Below are 3215 nucleotides of genomic sequence, written 5' to 3'. Positions count from 1 at the left end.
CAACGAACAGCTACCCGAAGACAAGGACAAATACTTTTGCCCCAAGTGTCAAGAAGGTCATTTCCTACCAATATGATAGCTATGATTCCCAATATGACACGTTGAAATATACTCAACCCCAAGGAGTGCAAAGAGTGCCCTCTGAAAGAAAACAACCAGTGTCAAAAGGTATTCAAGGTTAAGGTTTCATCAGACCCCAGAAAATACACCGTTCCAGCCAAAGGAAGTGGGCGTTACTTTGAACTCTATAAACAGAGAACAGCCGTAGAACGTGTTAATGCTTATCTCAAAGAGTACTTTCAGTTAAACAACATTCGACATCGAGGAAACGTAGCCAAAGTAGACTTCGAGTTTTCTATCCTGACCTATACCCTCTGCAAATTAGCCGTAGACCGATTGAACAAGTTCAAACGTATAGCTGCAGCATAAATTTTCAAAAAATGTTACTAACGAAATTCTGAAGGTCTGAGCTTTAACAATTAAACATTATGAAATTGACTCGCTTATTAAAACATTTTCTCCTATTGATTTTAATCCAATGTTCTTTAATTCTTCTTCAGTATAGAAACTATTCAATAAAAGTCACTTCCTTTTAAAATCTTGGCAGTTGCCAATTAAAATCAAACTAATTGTTTAGCATGCCTTAACTAATTCCCCTCTGCTACCTATTTACCTAAAATAATATCGCAAATTCTGTCAACATCGTCCAAGGATAAGTTGGCATAGAGCGGAAGAGTTAAAATTCTTTCAGAAATATATTTCGCAACAGGAGTATCTTGACTATCGAATTTATCTCTATAACATAAAAAGTCATTGATTAAAGGATAAAAATATTTTCGGGCAAAAATATCTTCTTTTTTTAAGGCTTCATACACTTGATCCCGGTTCATTTTATAGCCGTCAAAAACAACAGGTAAATATGCGTAATTGCTTTTGATTTCCGGTTGCCGGCTTAATTTTAGGCCATTAATGCCATCTAATCTCATAACATACCGCTGGGCGATTGCTTTTCTCTTCTCTATTTCAAAATCGACATGTCTCAAATTGCAAATTCCCATTGCTGCTTGAAACTCGTTCATTTTGGCGTTACCGCCAACGCTTTCAACCGATTCTGGCCCAGTAATGCCAAAATTCTTCAAGTTATTCAAAGTTCTAGCCAAGTCCGAATTAAGATATGTAACCGCTCCGCCTTCAATGGTATTGAATACTTTTGTAGCATGAAAACTAAATATAGAAGCGTCTCCGAAAGTTGCGATACCTTGGCCATTTACCGTTACGCCAAAGGCATGGGCCGCATCGTAGATTACTTTTAACTTATATTCTTGGGCAATAGCATCGATAGCATCAACATTGCAAATATTCCCATAAACGTGTACTGGAAGAATTGCTGATGTCCTTTCTGTGATCAAACTTTCGATCTTTTCTTCATCTATCGTATAGGTGTGCGGGTTAATATCACAAAACACAGGGGTTAAGGCGTTTCTTACTATGGCATGAGTTGTTGATGCGAAGGTAAAAGGAGTTGTAATAATTTCACCAGTCAAACCTAAAGCAACAATTGCACTTTCTAAAGCCAGATGACCATTTGTAAAAAGTGTAATATTAGGCGTTTGCAAATACTTTATTAGCAAAGACTCTAATTTTTTATGCTTTATACCCATATTCGTTAGCCAATGGCTTTCCCACAAATCTTCAATTTCTCTGATGTATTCTTGAAAGTCTGGCATTGAAGATTGAGTCACTTGTATTGTACTCATTATCCACCTCAGCATTTGTGCAAATATCAAGGTACCCATTAATACCCCGTATAAAGCATTTATATTTTTCATATCAGTAACTGATAAACACAAACTTAACTCTCAAGCTTTGTTTGGATTTTAGAACTAAAGTTCTTTCCTTTCCATAACATTGAGTATTGGAGGAATTTAACCTTAATCTAATACTGCATAGCAAACAGTTTCGGTTATATCATGACAATGATGACGCAAATAAAGTTTATATTCTGGAACCCAAGATTTAATAAGTAAGGGAATTTCCCAAAGATCTTCTGGTTTATGATAAACACATATAGCCAATTTGGGCCTCTGTGAAGTTATAATTTCTTTTGCCCCCAAAAGAGCCTCCTTTTCAGCTCCTTCAATATCCATCTTAATAAACGTCACTTCTTTTTCACATAAAACAGAGTCTAATGCTAAAACTTCTATAGTTTGTAACCCATTTTCATTAATTTGAGATCCTCCGCCATTTGAATTTGGTTGAAATAAGACTCTTTCATTTTTATCAAATACCCCAGCGTTAAAGGCAATTATTTGATCGTTACAAGCATTCACCGATAGTTCTTCTAGTTCTTTATTTAAAGTTTTAAAATTCTCTTCATCAGGCTCAAAAGCGTAAATATATTTAAACTTGCCTACTTTATTAATAAAGGACAAAATTGTATCTCCAGTATATGCACCGCAGTCAACAAAAACTTCATTTGATGAAAGACTTATAATTGAGTCAATTTCATAATGTTTATTTGTATAAGCTCAGGCCTTCAGAATTTCTTCTTTTAACATTTTTTTAAAGATTTATGCAGCTACACGTTTAGACTTGTTCAATCGGTCTACGGCTAATTTGCAGAGAGTGTATGTCAGGATAGAAAAGTCGAAATCGACTTTGGCTAAGTTTCCTCGATGGCGAATGTTGTTTAACTGAAAGTACTCTTTGAGATAAGCATTAACACGTTCTACGGCTGTTCTTTGTTTATAAAGTTCAAAGTAGCTCTCACTTCCTCTGGCCGGAACGGTGTATTTTCTGGGGTCTGATGAAACCTTAACCTTGAATACTTTTTGACACTGGTTGCTTTCTTTCAGAGGGCACTCTTTGCACTCCTTGGGTTGAGTATATTTCAACGTGTCGTATTGGGAATCATAGCTATCATATCGGTAAGAATGACCCTGTTGACACTTGGGGCGAAAGTATTTGTCCTTGTCTTCTGGTAGTTCTTCATTTCGTGAATTGTAATCAATTAGGGCCTTTGATCCTATGGCCTTTGCTTGTTGGTAAATTGGGCTGTAATCGTAACCAGCATCCAAAAGCGAATAGGAAGGTTTCAGCTGGGGATGAAGTTCATGGAGAGCCTTGAGTAGAGGAATCGCCATTTTGGCCATCATTGACATTTCCCGAGGAAAGCAAGGATTTTAAAATATATTGGCTTTTACACTCTACGAGAA

General features: G+C 36.3%; 2 protein-coding genes and 2 pseudogenes. 1 reads left to right on the top strand and 3 read right to left on the bottom strand.

Annotated features, from left to right (window positions below; all coding sequences use genetic code 11):
- Positions 1 to 429, top strand: a pseudogene (locus tag DEAC_RS23150) (transposase); the annotation flags it as partial.
- Positions 430 to 665: 236 nt separating this feature from the next.
- Here DEAC_RS23150 and DEAC_RS21985 read toward each other — a convergent pair.
- The 3 genes and pseudogenes from DEAC_RS21985 to DEAC_RS21975 form a co-directional block, all read right to left on the bottom strand.
- Positions 666 to 1772, bottom strand: coding sequence for a DegT/DnrJ/EryC1/StrS family aminotransferase (locus tag DEAC_RS21985; RefSeq protein ID WP_047812205.1), 1107 nt, complete (start codon positions 1770 to 1772; stop codon positions 666 to 668).
- Positions 1773 to 1931: 159 nt separating this feature from the next.
- Positions 1932 to 2492: an FkbM family methyltransferase gene (locus DEAC_RS23145; protein WP_282434477.1), complete on the bottom strand. Its 561-nt coding sequence runs from the start codon at positions 2490 to 2492 to the stop codon at positions 1932 to 1934.
- Between the two features lie 78 nt (positions 2493 to 2570).
- Positions 2571 to 3215 (bottom strand): annotated as a pseudogene (locus DEAC_RS21975) (transposase); the annotation flags it as partial.

This window comes from Desulfosporosinus acididurans (genome assembly GCF_001029285.1).
Taxonomy (GTDB): domain Bacteria; phylum Bacillota; class Desulfitobacteriia; order Desulfitobacteriales; family Desulfitobacteriaceae; genus Desulfosporosinus; species Desulfosporosinus acididurans.
This window is presented reverse-complemented; position numbering and strand designations above follow the sequence as displayed.

Bases quoted from the DNA above. Each gene is read 5' to 3' on its own strand.
- DEAC_RS21985 (WP_047812205.1), bottom strand. From the start codon at position 1,772: ATGCTGAGGTGGATAATGAGTACAATACAAGTGACTCAATCTTCAATG.